Source organism: Streptomyces sp. NPDC034103, assembly GCF_055575395.1.
In genome coordinates this window covers 641,242-658,157 of sequence record NZ_JBVISS010000003.1, presented here as the reverse complement: position 1 = coordinate 658,157, position 16,916 = coordinate 641,242, and the positions used below count along the sequence as shown (strand labels likewise).

Sequence of the window (16,916 nt, the reverse complement as noted above, 5' to 3'; positions counted from 1 at the left end):
CCTCTCCGATCGGGTATCGGGGACACGGCCGCGCCGGACGGGCGGGACGGGGCGGAAAGGTCACGGATCGACCGGTTCCGGTGCCCCCTTGCGCGCCGCCTCGCGGGCCCGGGTCCGCTCGTGCGCGGGGTTGAGGAACCAGTGCCGGGCCGACGCCCACCACCAGGTCGCCGCGAAGCCGAGGACCACCAACACGGCCACCGGGGCGTAGTTGAAGGTCTCCCAGGTGACCGGCGAGACCTGCGGCAGCATGAAGAGGACCGTGATCACGGCGACCCACACCACCGACACCACGCCGATCGCCCGCGACCAGCGGCCCAGGTGCCACGGCCCGCGCTCGAAGGCCTCGCCCCGGCGCAGCCGCAGCAGGGTCGGGATGACGTAGGCGATGTAGAGCCCGATCACCGCGATCGAGGTCACCGCCGCGTACGCGGTCACGTTGATCAGGTACGGCAGGCCCAGCACCAGCGCGCTCAGCGCCGCCAGCCACACCGCCGCCACGGGCGTCCGGGTGCGCGGGCTGACGGTGTGCCAGAGGTGCGAGAACGGCAGGGCGCCGTCGCGCGAGAAGGCGTAGATCATCCGGCTGTTGGCCGTGACCGAGGCCATCCCGCAGAACAGCTGCGCGCCGATCACGACGAGCAGCAGCAGCTTGCCGGCACTCGCGCCGAGGGCGTCCAGCAGGATCTGGGCGGGGGGCGCGCCGGTCGGGGACCCCAGCGCCCCGTCGTAGGACTGGATGGCGAAGGTGAAGCCGAGCAGCAGTACGAATCCGGCGATCCACGAGGTCCAGATCGACTGCACGATCCCCTTCGGGCCGGCCGTCGAGGCGTCGTGGGTCTCCTCGGTCATATGGGCGGAGGCGTCATAGCCGGTGAAGGTGTACTGGGCCATCAGCAGGCCCAGCGCGACGACGTAGACCCCGCTCCCCCAGCCCGTGTTGTTGACGAACTCGGTGAACACGAAGGACGCGGACTGGTGGGTGTCCGGTACGAAGGTCAGCGCGCCGACGATCACGGCCACGCCCACCACGTGCCACCACACGCTCACGCTGTTGAGGAGCGCGACGATCCGGACACCGAAGGTGTTCAGCAGCCCGTGCAGCACGAGGATGCCCGCGAAGAGCAGGATCGTGCGGCCCGGGGTCACGCCGAAGTCGAACTGGAGGTTGAGGTACGCGCCCAGGAAGGACGCGGCGCCGAAGTCGATGCCGGCGGTCACCGCGACCTGGCCGAGCACGTTGAACCAGCCCGTGAACCACGCCCAGGCGGCGGCGGTGCGGGCGGGGGCCAGCTTGTGGGCCCAGAAGTACAGGCCCGCGGAGGTCGGGTAGGCCGAGCAGATCTCGGCCATCGACAGCCCGACGAACAGCGTCATCAGACCCACGGCCACCCAGCCCCAGGTGATCACCGCCGGGCCCCCGGTGTTCATCCCGAACAGGTACAGCGTCAGACAGCCCGACAGCACCGAGATGATCGTGAAGGAGACCGCGTAGTTGGAGAACGCCGACATGCGGCGGGCCAGGACCTGCGTGTAACCGAGCTGGGCCAGCCGCTCCTCGTCCGACAGGCCGGATGAGCCCTTGGACTGCCCGCTCGCTATCGCGTCATCTGTCATGCCCCCAGCAATTCCCTCACGGGAGGCGTGACACACGTCACAGCATGGCCAAAAACCAACGCCGAAGGGCCCGTACGACCGGAGTCGTACGGGCCCTTCGCGGAGCTATGTGCCTACGTGCCGTCAGCCGTTGCGCTTCCAGCGCGGCTTGTCGTCACGGCGGCCGAAGGAGGAACCGGAACCCGTGCCGGTGCCGGTGCCGGTACCGGCACCCCGGTGGTCGTCACGGCGGCCGTAGGGGCGCTCGTGGCCGCCGGAGCGGAAGCCCGGGCGGTCGTCGCGGCGGTCACGGTTGAAGGGACGGTCGCTGCCCCGGTGGCCACCGCGCTCGTCACGGCGCTCGAAGGAACGGCCGGCGGCCGGACGCTCGTCGCGACGGAAACCGCCACGGTCGTTGTCCCGACGCTCGAAGGAACGGCCGCCCTGGTCGTCACGGCGCTCGAAGGAACGGCCACCACGGTCGTCCCGACGCTCGTCACGGCGGAAACCGCCACGGTCGTTGTCCCGACGCTCGAACCCACGCTCACCGCGGTCACGGTTGACCCCACCGCGGTCGTCCCGGCGCTCGAAGGGGCGGCCACCACGGTCGTCACGGCGCTCGTCGCGACGGAAGCCGCCACGGTCGTTGTCCCGACGCTCGAAGGAACGGCCACCACGGTCGTCGCGGCGCTCGAAGGAACGGCCACCACGGTCGTCCCGACGCTCGTCACGGCGGAAACCGCCACGATCGTTGTCCCGACGCTCACGGCGCTCGTACGACGACGAGCCCTCGGCCCGGTCGCCGTCCTGCTCCGGCGACTGCTCGGGCACCGACGCCTCGGCGGCCTCGACGACCGCCGCGGCCTGCGCCTCGGCCACCGCGGCCTCCGGGTCCTCACCGCGCTCACGGGCGGCCCGGGCCACGAGACGGTCGGCCTCCTCGCGCAGCTCGGTCGCGCGCCGCTGCGCCCGCTCCAGCTGCTTGGTCAGGGAGGCGACCTCACGCTCGGCCTGCTGGGCCGCGTTGCCCGCGGCCTCCGCCTGCACCTCGGTCATCGACCGGGCGCCGGTGATCTCGGCGACCTCGGGGTCGAAGGCGGCGCCGCCCTGGATGATGTGCCGTCCGGCGTCGACGCCCGCGTCCTCCATGAGCCGGAAGATCTGGCGGCGCTGGTGCGGCAGCGACAGGGAGACGACCGTGCCCGTGCGACCGGCGCGCGCCGTGCGGCCCGCGCGGTGCAGGTAGTCCTTGTGGTCACCGGCCGGGTCGACGTTCAGCACCAGGTCGATGCCGTCGACGTGGATGCCACGCGCGGCCACGTCGGTCGCGACGAGCGCGTTGACGTAGCCCTTCTTGAAGTCCTCCAGCACGCGGGTACGGGCGCCCTGCGTCATACCGCCGTGCAGCGCGTCCGCCTTCACGCCCGAGTCGCACAGCTGCTCGGCGATACGGTCGGCGCCCAGCTGCGTGCGGACGAAGATGATCGTGCGGCCCTTGCGGGCGGCGATCGCGGCGGTGACCGGCGCCTTGTCCTTGGGCTTCACGATGAGGATGTGGTGGGACATCGTCGTGACGTTGCCCTGGGCGCTGTCGACCTCGTGCGTGACCGGGTTGGTCAGGTAGCGCTTGACCAGCGTGGAGATCTCGTTCTCCATCGTGGCCGAGAACAGCATGCGCTGGCCGCCGCCCGGGATCTGGTCGAGCAGTTCGGTGACCTCGGGCAGGAAGCCCAGGTCGGACATCTGGTCGGCCTCGTCGAGGACGGCGACCTCGACGTTCTCCAGGGAGCAGGCGCCGCGGTTGATGATGTCGCGCAGCCGGCCGGGGGTGGCGACGAGGATGTCGACGCCGCGCTCGAGGGCGTAGATCTGGTTGCCCATCGACGTACCGCCGCAGACGACCTTCATCTTCAGGCCCATGACGTCGCCGTACGGCTGGAGCGCGTCCGCCACCTGCATGGCGAGCTCGCGGGTCGGGGTGAGGATGATCGCGCGGGGCTTGTGCTTCTCGGTGCGGCCGCCGGCGAGTCGCGCCAGGGTCGGCAGACCGAAGGAGAGGGTCTTGCCGGAGCCGGTGCGGCCACGGCCGAGGATGTCCTTGCCGGCCAGGGCGTCCGGGATGGTCGCGGCCTGGATCGGGAAGGGGGCGGTCACGCCGTTCTGCGCGAGCTTGCGCACGACGCCCTCCGGGAGACCGAGCGTGGCGAAGGTGACCTCGGGGGTCTCCTCGACGATCTCGTTCTCGCCGTTCTCGGGCATGACGGCGTGATCAGAACTGGAAATGGACATGCGTATGCGAAACCTTCCGGAGTCTCGTCGGCACGCGCCCGTCAACTCCGTGTTTTCGCAATACGACCGCCTCGATGCGGTCAGCCACGGTAAGGGGAGAGAACGCGCCACACGGCGCGCTTCTGCGTTGGCGCCGGGCAAATGAATCAAACGATCTATAACCATACGCACCCATCCCCCCCGAAGGCAAACCGGCCCCCCTAGACGTACGTCACACCGGTGCCGGACCGCCTACGCGGGCGCCCCCGCCGCGGGTGCCGGTTCCCGCTGGGCCAGCTGGGGCTGGTTGTCCGGGTGGGCGGAGGAGGAGGGCTCGGCGACCGTCGGCGTCGGCGTGGGGGTGGGGGGTTCCGGGGTGGGAGTGGGGGTCGGCTCGGCGGTCTTCGTCGCGGTCGGCTGCGCCTTGGTCGGCGTCGGCTGCGGCTGGTCCGGCTTGCCGGGCTTGCCGCCCGGGGTGGGGGACGCCTGGGCGCCGGCGGACTCCGAGGCGGAGGGCGACGCCGACTCGTCCGCCTTGCCCTCGCCCTTCTTCCGGCCGTGCTTGCCGTCCGCCGCGGCGGCCCCGTACCCGCCGCCCCCGCCCGACACCGCCGCGCCGCCGTCCGGCGCCTTACCGCCGCGCTGCCCGGTGGAGTGCGACGGCTTGGCGTCCTTGCCGCCGTCGTCGTCACCCACGCTCATACAACCGGCGGCAGCGGCGGCCGCCAGAACCGTGGCGGCCAGACGGACAGGTACGTACATGGGGCGCACGGGCAGCCACCTCCGAGGGCGGTTGTGAGGAGTCAACCCGTTCAACTCCCGCCGCCCACAAGAGGACACGCGCGAGCCCCGTCCCGGGCCGCCTCCGCTACGGGCACCGCGTCCCCGACAATGTCCCTGTGCTGGAGATGACGCGCGAAGCCTTCGAAGAACTCGTGAGCCAGGCCCTGGACCGGATCCCGCCCGAGCTGACCCGGGTCATGGACAACGTCGCCGTGTTCGTCGAGGACGAGCCGCCCGCCGACGACCCCGAACTCCTCGGCCTCTACGAGGGCACCCCCCTCACGGACCGCGGCGAGTGGTACGCCGGCGTCCTGCCCGACCGCATCTCGATCTACATGGGCCCCACCCTGCGCTTCTGCGAGACCGAGGACGACGTGGTGCACGAGGTCGCCGTGACCGTGATCCACGAGATCGCCCACCACTTCGGCATCGACGACGAACGCCTCCACGAGCTGGGCTGGGGCTGATCGCGGCGGGCCCCGGGCGCCCGCATACCGACCCCCGCACCTGGGCATAGGGGACCAATGGCCCGCGTCCCCGCCGCAGTCCTGAACGTCCTGGCCCGTGTCCGCCGCTCCCCCCGCGCCCTCGCCCGGCACTACCGCACCCGGCGCCCGCCGCCGACCCTCGAACTCGTCCACCAGCCGCACCCCTGGACCCGGGCCCTCGGTCTGGTGGCCGTCGTCCTGCTCGGGGCGTGGCTGGGCCTGCTGATCGTCGGCAACGTCCGCACCCCGGTCGGGCCCATGAACACGACGATGACCCTGCGCCCGTCCTTCACCGGCGGCACGAAGATCAACGTCTCCCCGCTCGGCGCCCTCCAACTGGACAGCCACCACGCCCCCGTCCGCCTGGACGTCAACGTCGACCAGCTCGACCCGGCCCGCTCCCAGGCCCTGGTCGACCACCCCGAGCGCATCTCGGGCCTCCAGGAGGAGGTCGCCGAGGACGTCGAGCACGGCACCCTCGACCTGGCCGTACGGTCCTGCGTCGCCGTCGTCGGCGGGGCCACCGCCCTCGGCCTCGCCGTCTACCGCCGCCCCCGCCGCGCCCTCGCCGCCGGCGGTCTCGCCCTCGGCCTGCTGGCCGCGTCCGGCGGGACGGCGTACGCCACCTGGAACCCCGACTCCGTCCTGGAGCCGAGGTTCTCCGGACTGCTCTCCTCGGCCCCGTCCCTGGTCGGCAACGCCCGCAACATCGTCACCGAGTTCGACGTCTACCAGCGGGAACTGGCCCGCCTCGTCACCAACGTGACGAAGCTCTACGACGTCACCTCCACGCTCCCCGCCTACGCGCCCGACCCGACCACCATCCGCGTCCTGCACGTCTCCGACATCCATCTGAACCCGGCGAGCTGGAAGATCATCGCCTCGCTGGTGGAGCAGTACCAGGTGAACGTCATCGTCGACTCCGGCGACACCATGGACCACGGCACGGCCGCCGAGAACGGCTTCCTCGATCCCGTCCAGGACCTCGGGGCGCCGTACGTGTGGGTGCGGGGCAACCACGACTCCCGGATCACCCAGCGCTACCTGGAGGGCCTGAAGAACGTGCACGTCCTCGACGACGGCCGCGCACAGACCGTCGCGGGCCTGCGCTTCGCCGGGATCGGCGACCCCCAGTACACCCCCGACCGCAGCGAGAAGCCCGGCCCCGAGGAGTCCCAGGAGGCCGCGGGCGCCCGGCTCGCCGCCGCCCTGCGCGACTACACGACCGCCGGGAAGCCGGTCGACGTGGCCGTCGCGCACGAGCCGTCGGCCGCGCGGGAGGTCGACGGATCGGTGCCGCTGGTGCTCTCCGGGCATCTGCACCACCGGGAGATGGAGGTCATGCGCCTCGGCACCCGGCTGCGCGTCGAGGGCTCCACCGGCGGCAGCGGTCTGCGCGCCGTCGAGGGGAAGTACCCGGATCCCATCGAGGCCTCGATCCTCTACCTCGACCGTGACTCCCGGCGCCTCCAGGCCTGGGACGAGATCAGGCTCGGTGGGCTCGGCCTGACGACGGCCGAGGTCAGCCGCCACCTGCCGGAGGAGAACCAGCCCGGGGCCACCCCGACGCCGGCGCCCACCCCGCGGCCGTCCTCCCCGACCCCGCCGTCCACCCCCTCACCGAGCGCTCCCTAAACCGTTTTGGCGATACCTCCCGGCATCCCATATGCTTCTCACGTCCCCGACGCGCTGCGAAGCGCAAGGCGGGCCGATAGCCCTCATCGTCTAGCGGCCTAGGACGCCGCCCTTTCAAGGCGGTAGCACGGGTTCGAATCCCGTTGGGGGCACGCAACACCGTGTGCGAGACTGTTCGCGCACACAGCTTGGTCCTGTGGAGCAGTTTGGAGTGCTCGCCACCCTGTCAAGGTGGAGGCCGCGGGTTCAAATCCCGTCAGGACCGCTGAGGTTTCCCCGGAAACCTCGTGGCTGGGTAGCTCAGTTGGTACGAGCGATCGCCTGAAAAGCGATAGGTCGCCGGTTCGACCCCGGCCCCAGCCACAGCACAGACCCCGATCTTCGGATCGGGGTCTAGTTGTATGCCGGGGCAAAACCGTTCGCCAGTAATTTCCCCGGGATGAGATCCTGGATCGCGTATGTCTACGCACCCTGCCCCCGCCCCCGGCGCCCCCGCCCTCGCGGACCTCGCCGCCCGCCTGACCGAGCTCTCCCTGCGTGACGCGCACCGGCTCGGGCGCAGGCTCGAAGGCGCGCGCAAGATCCGCAAGCCGGAGGCGCGGTCCGCCGTGCTGGCCGAGATCGAGGCGGAGGTCGGCAAGGGGGAGGAGCGGGTGGGCGCCCGCCGGGCCCGCGTGCCCGCCGTGTCGTATCCCGAGCAGCTCCCGGTCAGCCAGAAGAAGGACGACATCGCGGCCGCCATCCGCGATCACCAGGTCGTGATCGTGGCCGGTGAGACCGGTTCCGGCAAGACCACCCAGATCCCGAAGATCTGCCTGGAGCTCGGCCGGGGCGTCAAGGGCATGATCGGGCACACCCAGCCCCGCCGGATCGCCGCCCGTACCGTCGCCGAGCGGGTCGCCGAGGAGCTGGACACCCCGCTCGGCCAGGCCGTCGGCTGGAAGGTGCGGTTCACCGACCAGGTGAACCCGGAGGCGACCTTCGTCAAGCTGATGACGGACGGCATCCTGCTCGCCGAGATCCAGACCGACCGCGAGCTGCGCGCCTACGACACGATCATCATCGACGAGGCCCACGAGCGGTCCCTCAACATCGACTTCCTGCTCGGCTATCTCGCCCAGCTGCTGCCGAAGCGCCCCGACCTCAAGGTCGTCATCACCTCGGCGACCATCGACCCCGAGCGGTTCTCCCGGCACTTCGGGGACGCCCCGATCGTCGAGGTCAGCGGCCGCACGTACCCGGTGGAGGTGCGCTACCGGCCCCTGCTGGAAGAGGACTCGGACGACGCCGACCGCGACCAGATCACCGCGATCTGCGACGCCGTGGAGGAGCTCCAGGGCGAGGGCAAGGGAGACATCCTCGTCTTCCTCTCCGGTGAGCGGGAGATCCGGGACACCGCCGACGCCCTGGTGAAGAAGAACTACCGCTTCACCGAGGTCCTGCCCCTGTACGCCCGGCTCTCGCACGCCGAGCAGCACCGCGTCTTCCAGCCGCACACCGGACGCAGGATCGTTCTGGCAACCAACGTCGCCGAGACCTCGCTGACCGTCCCGGGCATCAAGTACGTCATCGACCCCGGCTTCGCCCGGATCAGCCGCTACAGCCACCGCACCAAGGTCCAGCGGCTCCCCATCGAGCCGGTCTCGCAGGCCAGCGCCAACCAGCGCAAGGGCCGCTGCGGCCGTACCTCGGACGGCATCTGCATCCGCCTGTACAGCGAGGAGGACTTCGAGGCGCGCCCCGAGTTCACGGACGCGGAGATCCTCCGCACCAACCTCGCCTCCGTCATCCTCCAGATGACCGCGGCCGGCCTCGGCGACATCGAGAAGTTCCCCTTCATCGACCCGCCGGACCACCGCAACATCCGCGATGGCGTCCAACTCCTCCAGGAACTCGGCGCGTTGGACCCGGCGCAGAAGGACGTCCGCAAGCGGCTCACCGACACCGGCCGCAAGCTCGCCCAGCTGCCCGTCGACCCGCGCCTGGCGCGCATGGTCCTGGAGGCCGACAAGAACGGCTGTGCCCGCGAGGTCATGGTCATAGCCGCCGCGCTCTCCATCCAGGACCCGCGCGAACGGCCCGCCGACAAGCAGACCCAGGCCGACCAGCAGCACGCCCGCTTCAAGGACGAGACGAGCGATTTCCTCGCCTACCTCAACCTGTGGCGCTATGTCCGTGAGCAGCAGAAGGAGCGCGGCTCGTCGTCCTTCCGCCGGATGTGCAAGCAGGAGTACCTGAACTTCCTGCGCATCCGCGAATGGCAGGACATCTACTCCCAACTGCGCACGGTCGCCAAGCAGATGGGCATCCACCTCAACGAGGAGGACGCGGCCGACCAGTCCGTCCACGTCTCCCTCCTCGCCGGTCTGCTCTCGCACGTCGGCATGAAGGACGTGAAGGACGGCAACAAGAACGAGTATCTCGGCGCCCGGAGCGCCAAGTTCGCGATCTTCCCCGGCTCGGCCCTGTTCAAGAAGCAGCCGCGTTTCGTCATGTCGGCGGAGCTGGTGGAGACGTCGCGGCTGTGGGCCCGCGTCAACGCGAAGATCGAGCCGGAGTGGGTCGAGCCGCTCGCCGAGCACCTGCTGAAGCGGACGTACTCCGAACCGCACTGGGAGAAGGACCAGGCGGCCGTGATGGCGTACGAGAAGGTCACGCTGTACGGCGTGCCGATCGTCGCCCAGCGGAAGGTCAACTACGGCCGGATCGACCCGGAGGCCTCCCGCGAGCTGTTCATCCGCAACGCGCTCGTCGAGGGCGACTGGCGCACCCACCACAAGTTCTTCGCCGACAACCGCAGACTCCTCAGCGAGGTCGAGGAGTTGGAGCACCGGGCACGGCGCCGGGACATCGTGGTCGACGACGACACCCTCTTCGACTTCTACGACCAGCGGGTGCCCGAACACGTCGTCTCCGGCGCCCACTTCGACTCCTGGTGGAAGCACAAGCGGCACGAGCAGCCGGATTTCCTGGACTTCGAGCGGGAGATGCTCATCCGCGAGTCGGCGGAGGCGGTCACCAAGGCCGACTATCCGGACTCGTGGCGGCAGGGACAGCTGAAGTTCCGGGTGACGTACCAGTTCGAGCCGGGCGCGGACGCGGACGGTGTGACGGTCCACATCCCGCTCCAGGTGCTGAACCAGGTCACCGACGAGGGCTTCGACTGGCAGATCCCCGGGCTCCGGGAAGAGGTCGTGACCGAGCTGATCCGGTCCCTGCCCAAGCCGATCCGCCGCAACTACGTGCCGGCACCGAACTTCGCGCAGCGCTTCCTGGCCACGGCGGTGCCGCTCCAGGAGCCCCTGACCCTCACGATGGCCCGCGAGCTGAAGCGGATGGTCGGGGTGCCCTTCGAGGCCGAGGACTTCGACTGGTCGAAGGTCCCGGACCACCTGCGCATCACCTTCCGGATCGTCGACGAGCGGCGCCGCAAGATCGCCGAGGACAAGGACCTGGAGGCGCTGAAACTCCAGCTGAAGCCCAAGGCACGCAAGGCCCTCTCCCAGGCCGCCGCCGCCACCGCCGAGCGCCAGGGCGGCGAGTCCCTGGAACGCAAGGGCCTGACGGACTGGACGATCGGCACGCTGACGCGGGTCTTCGAGACACGGCGCGCGGGGCAGCCGGTGAAGGCGTACCCGGCGCTGGTCGACGACGGCGACACGGTCTCCGTGCGCCTCTTCGACACGGAGGCGGAACAGGCCGAGGCGATGTGGAAGGGCACCCGCCGGCTGATCCTGCGCAACATCCCGGTGAACCCGGGGAAGTTCGCCTCGGACAAGCTGACGAACCCCCAGAAGCTGGCCCTCTCGGCGAATCCCCACGGCACGATCCAGGCGCTCTTCGACGACTGCGCGATGGCGGCGGCGGACCGGCTGATCGCCGACTTCGGGGGGCCCGCGTGGGACGAGGAGTCGTACCGGAAGCTCTACGACAAGGTGCGCGCCGAGATCGTCGACATGACGGTCCGTACGGTGGGCCAGGTGCAGCAGGTGCTGGCCGCCTGGCAGGCCTGTGAGCGCCGTCTGAAGGCCGTACGGAGCCCCGCGCTGCTGGCGAACCTGACGGACGTGCGCAGGCAGCTGGACGCCCTCGTGAAGCCCGGCTTCGTCACGGAGGCGGGGCTGCGGCGGCTGCCGGACCTGATGCGGTACCTGGTAGCGGCGGACCGGCGGCTCCAGCAGATGCCGACCAACGTCCAGCGGGACACCACGCGCATGGAGAAGGTCCACGAGATGCAGGACGAGTTCGCGTGGCTGCTGGAGCAGCTGCCGAAGGGCCGTCCGGTGCCCGCGTCGGTCCTGGACATCCGCTGGATGATCGAGGAGCTCCGGGTCAGCTATTTCGCGCACGCGCTGGGCACCGCGCACCCCGTCTCGGACAAGCGGATCGTGAAGGCCATCGACGCCGCCGCACCGTGACGGACCCCGCACCCTGGGTGAGTTCGCGCAGGGGGCTCCCCCTCCTGTACAGTCCTTCTCGCAGCGCAACGCACGAATCGCACTGCGAAACCTGGTCCTGTGGAGCAGTTTGGAGTGCTCGCCACCCTGTCAAGGTGGAGGCCGCGGGTTCAAATCCCGTCAGGACCGCAGTAAAAGAGCCCGGATCTTCGGATCCGGGCTCTTCTTCGTGCCCGATGCGCCTTGGTGCGCAAGGGTTAGCCCGGCGCGCCCCGGTGCGCCTCCGCGCGGTGAACGCACCCGGCCGTGGCACCCGCGGGCGCCCCAGGCCGTCTTGACGGCACGACATTCGCTCGGTACTCCAGAAGCCAGGGCCGTTTCCGGGGCGGCCTCCTGGAGGTGGCGCATGGCGGCTTCGGCTAGGCACGAGACGCGGGCGCTGCTCCGTGCGCATCTGGCGGCCGCTTCCTCCTATCGCCATCTGACGCGGCACTGCCCCATCTGCCACCAGCTCCTGCGGCTCGCCCTGGACTCCGCCCCCACCGCCCCCACCGCCCCCACCACCCCCTCCGCCTCCCGGGCCGGCGAGACGGCCGAGGAGGCCGTCGAGGACCAAAGTCCCGCCGACGCGTGACCAACGGCGGCCCCAACACCCGTGCGGGCGTGGGACGGTGGAACAAGCGCCTCCTCTAGCGCACCTGCGCCAGAGGCAACAAGGACCCTGGCGTGTGACGGGTGTCACCGCATGAGTTTCTGAAACTGCGGTACTTACGACTCGCCTACAACTGGTCAATTTAATATGTGCAATTGCACCAGCCCGCAGGCCGACCCGTCGGTACGTCCGCGATGGTCCACAGGAGATCCGACACCCCTCCCCAGACTCCGACAAGCCCGCCCACAGCGCCGTGTACAAGGGCCCCTTCCGCGCACAAAAAAGATCGCGCTGGACTCGGCGGAGTCCAGCGCGATCAACGACGCACCCTGTGAAGTTCTTGGATGAGCTTGGGCGTGGGTCCTGTTGGGGCAGAACCCGCGTCGCTTGGAGCTTGGGTCACGGACGCCGCGGCACGTTGGGGGACCTACCGGTTTGTCCGTTATTCAGTTGATTCAGGCCTCGCTGCGCTGCTGCGGGATGCCCGCGAGCAGTGCACGGACCTCCGCCTCGCGGTAGCGGCGGTGCCCGCCGAGCGTACGGATGGACGTGAGCTTCCCAGCCTTCGCCCACCGCGTGACCGTCTTGGGGTCGACGCGGAACATCGTGGCGACCTCAGCCGGGGTCAGCAGCGGCTCGGCATCAGGGGTGCGAGCGGTCATGAGCGGCCTCCTCGGGAGAACCGAACCTTCTCGGTTCATTCCTCTAAATTCTGCACCTTGACCCGCGTTGCCCGAAATGGCGGACGCGAGTCGAGTCGGTTATAGGACGAACGGCTTGTCCTCGGCACTACAACTACACCATCTGTCCAGCCGCGTCGGCCAAACCGATGGAATTGCCCCCCAGACGTTCATCGGCGACAGAGGCCGATGGACCATGCCATAGCGGACAGTCACGCCACTGTGACGATCAGTCACAGAGGCGATCAGGAGTCACCAGACCCCCCAAAGCGGAACCTCCCCCGGGCCCCTTGTCCTATTTTGGCATGAGGAGGGGCAAGAGATGCAAGAGCCGGGTACGTGCGGTCCGTCACGCTTGACACTCTGTGAGGCGTACGCCCGGATCGGGACCTACGTCCCTTGTTGGTTGAGCATCAGGCGAAACTTGGTGACTCCTTGACCGAGGACGAAACCCCAAAACGGGCGTCTCGTCAAACGTCAGTTCGTGATCGAAGCCGCACCGGCCCGTGACCAAAGTGACCTGGAGCACACTCAGTTCGCCGAGCGGCGGTCCCGCACCGACCGCCACCGCTCCACGAGCCGCGCGTACGCCTCCCCCGCAGCCGCCCCGTCCCCGAGCCGCAACGCCTCGATGCCGGCGGCGACGTCGGCCGCCGAGTGGTCGTCCTCCAGCTCCCCCGACGGCAGGGTGTGCACCAGACCGCCGTAGTCCAGTTCCACGTGCGAACGCGGATGGAACTCCTCCAGCCAACGCCCCACGTCCACCAGCCCGTCGGTGAGCGGCCCCTCGTCGACGGAGTCCTTCAGCGTCCGCAGGGCCCGCGCCACCCGCCGCCGCGCCTGCACCATCGGCGTCCGGTAGCGCAGCGTCGGCGGATCCTCCCCGGACCCCTTGTCGAAGGCCCGCTCCTCGTCCGCCACCAGCACGAACCAGTGCAGCGGGACCTGCCAGGTCGAGGTGCGGATCCAGGGCCGGGCGTCGGGGTTGCGGACCAGCCACCGCTCGTAGTCCTGCGCCGCCTGGCGTCGTACGACCTCCGGCAGCACCGCGTCCAGGACCGGCCCCGGCAGCTCCTCGTCCAGCTCCTGGAGCGCCAGCCAGCCGCGCAGCCGGGTCCGCCAGGGGCAGACGCAGACCACCCCGTCCACGTCGATCACGAACGCGTCGCCGCTCTCGTGCACCGGCACCGCGATCGGCGGGGTGGGCAGCAAGTCGGCCAGGGACCGGCGCAGTTCGTCCTGGTACGAGGGGCGGTCGGGGCGGCGGGCGTAGCGCGTCCAGTGACCGCGCTCCGGCTCCGGGAAGGCCGCCAGAGGCTCGTACACGCGCAGATAGGTCGCGTACGGGACGACCACCGAGGACACCTTGGGCACGCCTGCTCCCTCCCCCGCCCGCTGCCGGGAAAACCTGCGGAACCCGCTCACGGACGAGCCGGAAATCCCTGCAAATCGTCGCACGGGCGTACTCCGCGAGGGGGTGATCCTGAGCACGGCGAGGTCGGCGGGGCCGGCCAGGCTCTAATCTCGTGCTCACAGCCCCCGCCACCCCTACGGGAGCTGCTCCCAACAGCGGCTACTTACCCAGGAGTCACCACAGTGACCAACGTATCAGCCGGCGTCCTGCACACCCTGTTCCACTCGGACCAGGGCGGTCATGAGCAAGTCGTGCTCTGCCAGGACCGTGCCAGCGGCCTCAAGGCCGTCATCGCCCTCCACTCCACCGCACTGGGCCCCGCCCTCGGCGGCACCCGGTTCTACCCCTACGCGACCGAGGAGGAGGCCGTCGCCGACGCCCTGAACCTCTCGCGCGGGATGTCGTACAAGAACGCCATGGCGGGCCTCGACCACGGCGGTGGCAAAGCCGTGATCATCGGCGACCCGGACTCCGTCAAGACCGAGGAGCTGCTGCTCGCCTACGGCCGGTTCGTGGCCTCCCTCGGCGGGCGCTACGTCACCGCGTGCGACGTCGGTACGTACGTCGCCGACATGGACGTCGTCGCCCGCGAGTGCCGCTGGACGACCGGGCGGTCCCCCGAGAACGGCGGCGCCGGGGACTCCTCCGTGCTCACGTCCTTCGGCGTCTACCAGGGCATGCGGGCCTCCGCCCAGCACCTGTGGGGCAGCCCTTCGCTGGCCGGCCGGAAGGTCGGCGTCGCCGGCGTCGGGAAGGTCGGCCACCACCTGGTGGAGCACCTGCGGGCCGAGGGCGCCGAGGTCGTGATCACGGACGTGCGCGAGGAGGCCGTCGGGCGCATCCTCGCCGCGCACCCGGAGGGCGTCACGGCCGTCGCCGACACCGCCACCCTGATCCGCGGCAGTGAGGTCGGCGGTCTCGACATCTACGCCCCCTGCGCGCTCGGTGGCGCCCTCAACGACGACACCGTCCCGGCGCTGACCGCCAAGGTGGTCTGCGGCGCCGCCAACAACCAGCTCGCCCACCCGGGCGTGGAGAAGGACCTCGCCGACCGCGGGATCCTCTACGCGCCGGACTACGTGGTGAACGCGGGCGGTGTCATCCAGGTCGCCGACGAGCTGCACGGCTTCGACTTCGAGCGGTGCAAGGCGAAGGCGGCGAAGATCTACGACACCACGCTCGCCATATTCGCACGTGCGAAGGAAGACGGGATTCCGCCGGCCGCGGCGGCCGACCGGATCGCCGAGCAGCGGATGCACGAGGCGGCGGCGGCGCGCCGGGCCCGGTGATCCGGCGGCGCCCGTAGGGGTGCGGCCGGTACCCGCCGACGGGCACTGGGAGAGAACTCTCACGTTCGTCGGCGGGTCGGCCGTCGAGAAGTGGTTAAAATCGCGGTTGACCAGCGGGTACAGGGCACCCCGAGGGTTGTGGGTGCAGCCGCGTCCTGCGGGCGACGTACCGTATGTGCGTGGGCTCAGGTACCGTGGGAGCCCTACGGACCGGTCTCTCTGCGGAGAGCCCGTTCCAGATCATGAACGCGTGTCAAGACTCTGGGGCCACCGAGCCCCGTATCCGAGGGGGTCGAGCCATGGGGCGCGGCCGGGCAAAGGCCAAGCAGACGAAGGTCGCCCGCCAGCTGAAGTACAGCAGCGGCGGGACTGATCTGTCGCGTCTGGCCAATGAGCTGGGCGCTTCGACTTCGAGCCAGCCGCCGAACGGCGAGCCGTTCGAGGACGACGAGGACGAAGACGACCCGTACTCCCAGTACGCGGATCTCTACAACGACGACGATGAGGACGAGGACGACCAGTCCGGTCCCGCGTCCCAACATCGCCGCGGCGCTTGACGCATCAGCTGTGCTTGACCCGGTCCGGGGTGGTCCACACCACCGGACCGGGTTTTGCGCTGCCCCGCGCGAACCTCAGGCGCTGTAGTCGCCGACCAGCTCCGCACCCGTGGTGTGGTCGCCGCGGTCGGTGATCTCACCGGCCACCCAGGCCTCGACCCCACGGTCGGCCAGGGTCCTCAGCGCCACGTCGGCGGACTCCTCCGGGACGATGGCGATCATGCCCACGCCCATGTTGAGGGTCTTCTCCAACTCCAGACGCTCGACCTGACCCGTCCTGCCGACGAGGTCGAAGATCGGGGCCGGGGTCCAGGTGGAGCGGTCGACGATGGCGTGCAGCCCGTCCGGGATCACCCGGGCCAGGTTGGCGGCCAGGCCGCCGCCCGTGACATGGCTGTACGCGTGCACGTCGGTGGTGCGGGTGAGCGCCAGGCAGTCCAGCGAGTAGATCTTCGTCGGCTCCAGGAGTTCCTCGCCCAGGGTGCGGCCGAGCTCGTCGATCCGGGCGTCCAGGGACAGGCCCGCCTCGTTCAGCAGCACATGCCGGACGAGCGAGTACCCGTTCGAGTGAAGACCGGACGCCGCCATGGCGATGACCGCGTCACCCGTACGGATGCGATCCGGGCCCAGCAGCCGGTCGGCCTCCACGACGCCCGTACCGGCGCCGGCGACGTCGAAGTCGTCCGCGCCGAGCAGACCGGGGTGCTCGGCCGTCTCGCCGCCCACCAGGGCGCAGCCGGCCAGCACACAGCCCTCGGCGATGCCCTTGACGATCGCGGCGACCCGCTCGGGGTGGACCTTGCCGACGCAGATGTAGTCGGTCATGAACAGCGGCTCGGCGCCGCACACCACGATGTCGTCCATGACCATCGCGACCAGGTCGTGGCCGATCGTGTCGTAGACGCCCAACTGGCGCGCGATGTCGACCTTCGTGCCCACGCCGTCGGTCGCCGAGGCGAGCAGCGGGCGCTCGTAGCGCTTGAGGGCGGAGGCGTCGAAGAGACCGGCGAAACCGCCGAGGCCGCCGAGGACCTCGGGGCGCTGGGTCTTCTTCACCCACTCCTTCATCAGCTCTACGGCGCGGTCGCCCGCTTCGATGTCGACGCCCGCGGCTGCGTAGCTGGCACCAGTTGTCTCAGACATGACGGTGAGAACTT

The 16,916-nt window shown here is 70.1% G+C and carries 12 protein-coding genes and 4 tRNA genes; 10 read left to right on the top strand and 6 right to left on the bottom strand.

Features of this window, described 5'->3' with window-relative positions:
* Window positions 1–60: 60 nt before the first annotated feature.
* From ACZ56U_RS09270 to ACZ56U_RS09260, 3 genes are all read right to left on the bottom strand, one after another.
* A complete protein-coding gene (locus ACZ56U_RS09270; protein WP_469083376.1) occupies window positions 61–1,617 on the bottom strand; it encodes an amino acid permease in 1,557 nt (518 codons plus the stop codon).
* Window positions 1,618–1,740: 123 nt separating this feature from the next.
* Window positions 1,741–3,885: a DEAD/DEAH box helicase gene (locus tag ACZ56U_RS09265; RefSeq protein ID WP_469083375.1), complete on the bottom strand. Its 2,145-nt coding sequence runs from the start codon at window positions 3,883–3,885 to the stop codon at window positions 1,741–1,743.
* Between the two features lie 231 nt (window positions 3,886–4,116).
* A complete protein-coding gene (locus ACZ56U_RS09260) occupies window positions 4,117–4,635 on the bottom strand; it encodes a hypothetical protein (RefSeq protein ID WP_469083374.1) in 519 nt (172 codons plus the stop codon).
* Window positions 4,636–4,763: 128 nt separating this feature from the next.
* Here ACZ56U_RS09260 and ACZ56U_RS09255 point away from each other — a divergent pair, with 128 nt between their 5' ends.
* The 8 genes from ACZ56U_RS09255 (at window position 4,764) to ACZ56U_RS09220 (ending at window position 11,801) form a co-directional block, all read left to right on the top strand.
* Window positions 4,764–5,114 carry a metallopeptidase family protein gene (locus tag ACZ56U_RS09255; protein WP_391233633.1) on the top strand — a complete coding sequence of 117 codons (351 nt, stop codon included), beginning with the start codon at window positions 4,764–4,766 and terminating at the stop codon, window positions 5,112–5,114.
* 57 nt (window positions 5,115–5,171) lie between these two features.
* Window positions 5,172–6,770 (top strand): metallophosphoesterase family protein, encoded by a 1,599-nt coding sequence (locus tag ACZ56U_RS09250; protein WP_469083373.1) that lies wholly within the window; start codon window positions 5,172–5,174, stop codon window positions 6,768–6,770.
* A 79-nt stretch (window positions 6,771–6,849) separates the two neighbouring features.
* A tRNA-Glu gene (locus tag ACZ56U_RS09245) sits at window positions 6,850–6,922 on the top strand.
* 38 nt (window positions 6,923–6,960) lie between these two features.
* Window positions 6,961–7,035: transfer RNA gene (locus tag ACZ56U_RS09240), tRNA-Asp, on the top strand.
* Window positions 7,036–7,059: 24 nt separating this feature from the next.
* A tRNA-Phe gene (locus ACZ56U_RS09235) sits at window positions 7,060–7,133 on the top strand.
* A gap of 95 nt (window positions 7,134–7,228) precedes the next feature.
* Entirely contained in the window at window positions 7,229–11,188 is a 3,960-nt protein-coding gene (hrpA, locus tag ACZ56U_RS09230) for an ATP-dependent RNA helicase HrpA (RefSeq protein ID WP_469083372.1), read from the top strand.
* Between the two features lie 93 nt (window positions 11,189–11,281).
* Window positions 11,282–11,356 (top strand) — tRNA-Asp (locus tag ACZ56U_RS09225).
* Between the two features lie 217 nt (window positions 11,357–11,573).
* A complete protein-coding gene (locus tag ACZ56U_RS09220) occupies window positions 11,574–11,801 on the top strand; it encodes a DUF6274 family protein (protein WP_469083371.1) in 228 nt (75 codons plus the stop codon).
* Window positions 11,802–12,274: 473 nt separating this feature from the next.
* On the opposite strand, the gene bldC is transcribed toward ACZ56U_RS09220, so the two are convergent.
* Both bldC and ACZ56U_RS09210 read right to left on the bottom strand, forming a co-directional pair.
* The gene (gene bldC / locus ACZ56U_RS09215) at window positions 12,275–12,481 is read right to left on the bottom strand and encodes a developmental transcriptional regulator BldC (protein WP_003949541.1); all 207 of its coding nucleotides are present in this window, start codon (window positions 12,479–12,481) and stop codon (window positions 12,275–12,277) included.
* A gap of 549 nt (window positions 12,482–13,030) precedes the next feature.
* Complete coding sequence (locus tag ACZ56U_RS09210) at window positions 13,031–13,873, bottom strand: DUF8083 family protein (RefSeq protein ID WP_469083370.1); 843 nt, start codon at window positions 13,871–13,873, stop codon at window positions 13,031–13,033.
* A 222-nt stretch (window positions 13,874–14,095) separates the two neighbouring features.
* On the opposite strand from ACZ56U_RS09210, the gene ACZ56U_RS09205 reads away from it, so the two are divergent.
* Both ACZ56U_RS09205 and ACZ56U_RS09200 read left to right on the top strand, forming a co-directional pair.
* Window positions 14,096–15,202 carry a Leu/Phe/Val dehydrogenase gene (locus ACZ56U_RS09205; protein WP_469083369.1) on the top strand — a complete coding sequence of 369 codons (1,107 nt, stop codon included), beginning with the start codon at window positions 14,096–14,098 and terminating at the stop codon, window positions 15,200–15,202.
* Window positions 15,203–15,501: 299 nt separating this feature from the next.
* Window positions 15,502–15,759 carry a DUF3073 domain-containing protein gene (locus tag ACZ56U_RS09200; RefSeq protein WP_391233627.1) on the top strand — a complete coding sequence of 86 codons (258 nt, stop codon included), beginning with the start codon at window positions 15,502–15,504 and terminating at the stop codon, window positions 15,757–15,759.
* 75 nt (window positions 15,760–15,834) lie between these two features.
* On the opposite strand, the gene purM is transcribed toward ACZ56U_RS09200, so the two are convergent.
* Complete coding sequence (gene purM / locus ACZ56U_RS09195) at window positions 15,835–16,902, bottom strand: phosphoribosylformylglycinamidine cyclo-ligase (protein ID WP_469083368.1); 1,068 nt, start codon at window positions 16,900–16,902, stop codon at window positions 15,835–15,837.
* Between the last annotated feature and the right edge of the window lie 14 nt (window positions 16,903–16,916).